Here is a 6401-nt window from a genome sequence, read left to right as displayed (position 1 = left end):
GTTACGTAGCATACTCCCGGAGAAATTCCCTTGATATGTCCGTAGCTGTCAACAGTGGCAATGCTCGGATCGCCTGATGACCAGCGCTCGTCGGATTCGTATGTTCCGTTAGGATAAGCCTGTACCATAGGAGTATCCTGCTCGCCTACTTCGATATAAACGCTTGTCTTGTCAAGCTTGAAATCGCTTTCATTTACAGGCTCTGCCAGTGTAGTTGTAGTCACCGCAGTTGTACTTATAGCAGGATCTGTGGTAGTAGCCTGAGTCGTTATGGTAGTTGCAGAGGGCACCTTGCTTGGTTTTGCCTTCTTGTCGCTCTTTGAGCAGCCCTTTGCGATGAGGATTATAAACAGAAGCACAACAAATGCTATGATGAAGAGCGCTGCAAGCCGTCTGTTTCTCAGTGTCTTGCGTGATACTCTCTTACGGGGACGATGTGATTCGTATCTATCGTATTGGTTGTTGTCCATATTGATAAAGCCCTTTCTATAATTTCCGGCAGGTCATTATTACTGCCTGTTAAATACCTTATTTATATTATATCACAGTAAAAATGAAATGTCACGTAATTTCATTCCGATTCCGTATTTTTTGAACACTTTGACAAGTAACACGCACCGTTTTTGGCGTTTTTCAACAAAGGAGAAGTCTTTTGGTTACAAAGTGGTTAAAATCCTGCCGTCCTTGACACACCCGACTGAAACGAGTATAATAATATATGCTCATACTGCGCACACGGCTGCACGGTATGTGAAAGGAGTAATTCTATGTCAGACATCAAAAGGATAATTGCTGCCTTTTTAGCTGTGGGAACAGTTTTTTCCGCAGCCTCATGCAGCAAAAAAAATACAAAGAGCTCATCAACAGCGGCACCCGAATCAGCTGTCAGTACAGCAAAAAGCAGCACAGAGCCCGTCACCGAAGCAGGCAGCATGGATATAGTATGGCTGTCAGACTTTGACCTCAATCCCGAGGGCGATCAGCGCTCGTCAGCTCTGTCCATATTCGAGGACGTTTACGGCGGCAGCATAAAGTTCGTCTCAGTTCCTCCAGCCGAAAAGCTCATAAAGCTTGACCAGATGATACAATCGGGCGATGAAGTAGATATGTTCCCCTATGATATGAGCGTGTTCCCGGAGGGCATACTAAAGGACAGATTCCTGCCCCTCGATCCCTATTTCGGCGAAATGGGCGTAGACGAGGGAATGTGGAAGGATATGTCTGCTGTTATCGACAAATTCGCATACAAGGGCAAGCACTATGTCGTGCCGTTTTCAGTATCCGAGCCTCAGCTCATCACCTACAGCAGAAAGCTGATACAGTCCGAGGGCATGGAGGATCCCTACACCCTCTACAAGGACGGCAAATGGGACTGGAACGTATTCAATAACATGATAAACAAGTTCTCTGAAAGCGAGTCATCCCTGCACCATTTCGGTATAAGCGGCTTTTTCGGCAGAGCTATCCTCGCGTCAAGCGGCAAAACCGTTGTAGGCTTTGACGGAGACAAGCTCACCAACAACATAAAGGACGGCGAAATAGCTCAGGCAGAGAACATTATGCGTGATCTCCAGTCGCGCTGGCTGTACAACAAGAGCGTTAACGGTCAGTTCATGACGGATATGAACACACTGTTCTACGCTTCAAGCGATCTGACCTTAGCTACCTCAAACAGAGTAAATCCCGAGGCAGACCTTATGATAGTTCCTTTCCCAAAGTCTCCCAATGCAGACAAGAACTATATCGCCTGCGATTATGACGCAAGAATGCTGGTCAAGAACTCCAAAAAAGGCAGGGCTGTTGCCACATACCTCAAATGCGAGCGCATGGCGGCTTCCGACGAAGGCTTCACGGCTAAGAAAAAGGAACAGGCTCTGAAAACTATGACCGAGGAGCAGTACAACGCATTACAGGAGTATATCAGCTCCGCAAAGGCGAACCCTGTCGTAGAGCTCGGCTACGGAATGGGCGAGAATATGCTGAGAAACGGCGACTGTAACTTCGATACCAGAGGCGCTATGGACAATATCACCTCAGCTCTGCTGGAGGGCGGTGCTCCCGTGGGCTCATGGGAGGAGCTCCGCGACAGAATGTCGCCGATAATCGACGAGGAGATAAAGAAATACTGAAATACAGCGGCGGATACTGCCGCGCGAGATCCTATATCAGCTCCGGAATTATATAAAAACTGAAGGAACGGCAAAGGAGAGCCCCCTCCGGCGGAACGCAGGTTACATTTACGAGACTGAAATTTCAGGCACGGTAACCATGTTTCTCCGTTAAGAGGAGGCGACTTATGCCGTTCCTTTTTCTCTTTAATGGAATGGGCAATATCGGCTTCTATGGCAAAATGCTGCAAATCATGTATTCTTTTTTGATGCATTCTACAAAAAGTACCTTTCCCGTGCAAATATACATGATTTGTTCACAAATACTTAATAAAATGTGATATACTATTTTATAGAACAATTAAATATTGAACTTCAGATAAATCTTACTTATTATCCGGTATCTGATCCATGATTTAATTGACATATCAATAAACACGAAAGGAATTTGACATGAAGAAATTTATTGCGGCAGCCCTTTCGGCTGCAATATGTATCGGAGCTGTATCAGCTGCCAATATATGTGCGGCAACACCTGATATCAGCGGTATATCCGCTGAGAACATCAGAGTTGCTGAGTCGGGTAAATGCGGAAATGACGCTTACTGGAGCTATGAAAACGGAAAGCTCACTATTACGGGCAGCGGCGAAATGGGTGACTGGGACGGCGGCGGATATACTCCGTGGGCAAAGCTCAGAAAACAACTTACATCTGTCGAGATAGGCGAGGGTATCACAACTGTGGGAACCTTTGCTTTTTCCAACTGCACAATGATAACGTCCTTAAAGCTGCCAAGCACCTTAAAGGAGCTGGAAATGTGCTGTTTTCAGGACTGTGACAGCCTTGAAAGCGCAGACCTGCCAAGCGGTCTTACGACCATAGGCTCATATTCCTTTAAGAACTGCAATAACTTGAAAAGAGTTGTTGTACGCAGTACAAACTGTCAGTTCATAGGCGGCATGGATACCATAAGCAATGATACAGCCAACAGAAACAACAAATATACAGGTGTTATTGCAGGATATCCGGGCTCTACAGCTGAGACATATGCTTCAAAGAGCGGTTACAGCTTTGAGGAGCTTAAAGGCGCTCCGCCTGAGACCACTGTATCCAGCATAACAACAGCTGCTGCTACCACCACTACGACCACTGCCACAACGACCACATCTGCAAAAAAGACGACAACTACTGCAAAAACTACTACGACAACTACTGCAAAAACCGTCACATCAACCACTACTGCGAAAACCACCACATCAAATGAAAACGGCAATACGACAACAACGACTGTTACAACCGAAAAACCGCTTGAAACTATCACTTTTACTGCGGCTTACGTTGTGCAGGAGATAGTCTCATATCCTACAAAAACAATTTACAGCGAAGGCGAGGAGCTTGATCTCAGCGGCGTTTCCGTAAAGGTACGCACAGAAACACGCTGGATTGAGGCTGACGGAAACAGAGCAGGTACTATTTACGGCACGCCCTTCGTCGTAGACAATATCACCATTCCTGCCGAAGCAGTCACCATCAGCGGCGAAAACGGCGCTGTCTGGAAGGGTGAGGACGCAGACAAACTCAAAGCAGGCAGCTATAACGTCAGAACAAACAACCGCGTGTACCTCGATGAAGTACATTCATATGCGGATTTTTCCAATTACAAGCAGAAAATAACCTACAAAGAGGCTTCTGTAACTACTACAGCTTCCACTACAACAGCCGCCACAACAACTGAAAAAACTACCACCACCGTGAACTACGACGGTTCAGAGTTTGCTATAAGTGTAGACCTTGACAAGATCGGAGTGGACGAAAAGACCACATTCAGATTCACAAAGGGCGAGCACCTCATTCCTTTCGGACGCCTTGATTATGATGATGACGTCATATCAATGAAAAAGAATGATGACAATACATATGAGGTCACAGGTCTTGTCCCCGGTTCAGCTGTTATAAGCTTCACTGCTCCGACAGGTCAGAAAAAGCAGGTCATGATAACTGTCGGCGTCGGCGCTGATTTCGGCGACGCAAACCGCGACGGCACTGTTGATCTGTCAGATGTTGTGCTCATTATGCAGTCTCTGGCAAATCCGAACAAATACGGTCTTAACGGTACAGATAAGAGCCATATAACCGAATACGGTCTGACAAACGCCGATGTAAATCTTCAGAACGGCGTTACCGCTGAGGACGCTCTCTGTATCCAGAAGTATCTGTTAAAGCTCATACCTGCGCTTCCTGTATCCGTCAAAGATTAAAACACTTTCTTATAGCCCGTACAGCAATATCAAGCTGTACGGGCTGTTTTTTGTCCACCTGTTGCATAATAATTTCATCGTGATTATGCACAATATCTATCATATCAAATTAAACACTATGCCGAAAATTTAAGCAAACAGCCGTATTTAACCGTATTGTAATATTTTAGTTACCATTTTGTAACCAAATTTCACAGTAAAACTTGTATAATAGATTTTGAGACATATTATAGGCGAAAAAACTTTAGAAAGTAGTGTGATAACATGAACAAATTAAACAGGCTGAAATCAGCCATCATCAGCGGCGCTGTCGCTATGTCCGCACTTGTGGCACCTCTCTCAGCGGTGTCTCCCTCTCTCACAGCAAATGCGGCAGATAACGACAACTATGCAAAGCTCCTCCAGTACTCCCTCTATTTCTATGACGCAAATATGTGTGGCAACAATTCCGACTGCGCTCTCACATGGAGAGGCAACTGCCATACAAACGACGTAGTTCCGGGCGGCTTCCACGACGCCGGTGACCACGTAATGTTCGGTCAGCCACAGGGCTATGCAGCTTCTACTCTCGGCTGGTCCTACTACGAATTCAAGGACGCTTACGACTCAACAGGTCAGACAGCTCACCTCAAGGTGATAACTGACAAATTCGCTAAATTCTTCCGTGAAGCTACAAAGCTCAACGGCAATACAGTATCTGAAGTCCTCATCGAAAAGGGCGAAGGCAACACAGACCATAAATACTGGGGCGCTCCTGAAACCCAGGGCGACAGAGGACGTATGCTCTGGACAACAGGCGGTGCTGCTAACGTAACTGCTGAATATGCAGCAGCTCTCGCAGCTAACTATGTAAACTTCGGCAACGCAGATGACCTCAAGTACGCTAAGGCTCTCTACGACTTCTCAAAGAAGGACAAGAGCTTCTACTCAGCAGGTACATTCTATGACGCTCACTGGACAGGCTCTGACGACGAGCTCGCATGGGCAGCAGGCTGGCTCTACCTTGCTACAAAGGATGATGCATACCTCAACGATCTGAAGAACTGTCCTACAGCTTACTCAGTTCACTCATGGGAGAGCGTTCAGCTCGGTGCTGCTATACTCAAGGGCGAGATCACAGGCGACTGGGGCAGCGCAGCAGAGCTCAGCAAGTTCAGCGGCAATAACTACTACTTCGCTAACGAGTGGGGCAGCGCAAGACACAATGCTACAGCTCAGCTTTGCTCACTGGTAGCAGCTAAGTACAATAAGGCTGATTCCTCATGGGCTAAGGGTCAGATGGAGTACCTCACAGGCGACAAGGCTTTCGCAAACGGACAGAAGCACTGTCTCGTAGTCGGCTTCAAGTCTGATTCTTCAAAGAATCCTCACCACAGAGCAGCTTCACCTGACGTTGACGCAAGCAAGCAGAATGACGGACAGAACAACAAGTACCTCCTTATAGGTGCTCTCTGCGGCGGTCCTCTTGATGCAAACGGCACATATCAGGATATCCGTTCAGACTATCAGGGCAACGAGGTCGCTATCGACTATAACGCAGGTTTCGTAGGCGCAGCAGCAGGTCTTTACCACTTCTACAAGACAGGCTCTACTGTATCACAGATCGAGGGCGTTAAGAAGATCTACAGCGGCAGCGGCGCTGATATAACTCCCGGCAATAACACAACAACAACTACAACTCAGCCTAACCCAGGCAGCAACGTAACAACAACTACAACTCCTAATCCGGGCACTTCTACAAGCGATGACGATATAGTTCTTGAGGGTTCAAGCCTCAAGGCTGTAAAGGAAGAGAGCACTGTAGACGGCGCTATCAACAACGTTTGTGAATTCGCTCCTCAGGGCGCTAAGTCCGTTACAATGTACCTCAAGGTAAACTCAAACGATACTGAAGTATCAGGCGGTTTCGGTACATGGACAGGCGAATGGGAGCAGGAAGAGTTCTCAGGCGTTAAGGTAAACTCTGACAAGACAGTAGCTATCGACTATACTGTTCCTTCAAACGTTGGTTCAACTATCAAGGCTATGGTTTGG

Annotated in this window: 4 protein-coding genes; 3 read left to right on the top strand and 1 reads right to left on the bottom strand. The window is 46.9% G+C overall.

The genetic code is table 11. The annotated features are described in order from the left end of the window. The coding region (locus tag K5677_RS08310; RefSeq protein ID WP_296726745.1) for an Ig-like domain-containing protein at positions 1-470 on the bottom strand (470 nt) is incomplete at its 3' end. A gap of 297 nt (positions 471-767) precedes the next feature. Here K5677_RS08310 and K5677_RS08305 point away from each other — a divergent pair. From K5677_RS08305 to K5677_RS08295, 3 genes are all read left to right on the top strand, one after another. After that, positions 768-2129, top strand: coding sequence for an ABC transporter substrate-binding protein (locus tag K5677_RS08305; RefSeq protein WP_296726744.1), 1362 nt, complete (start codon positions 768-770; stop codon positions 2127-2129). Positions 2130-2561: 432 nt separating this feature from the next. Continuing rightward, positions 2562-4367, top strand: coding sequence for a leucine-rich repeat protein (locus K5677_RS08300; RefSeq protein WP_296726741.1), 1806 nt, complete (start codon positions 2562-2564; stop codon positions 4365-4367). Positions 4368-4631: 264 nt separating this feature from the next. Then, positions 4632-6401: glycoside hydrolase family 9 protein (locus tag K5677_RS08295; protein ID WP_296726738.1), on the top strand; the 1770-nt coding region annotated here is incomplete at its 3' end.

The sequence above is a fragment of the Ruminococcus sp. genome, assembly GCF_024684275.1.
The sequence above is the reverse complement of the archived record's forward strand: the minus strand, read 5'-3'. Positions and strand labels throughout refer to the sequence as shown.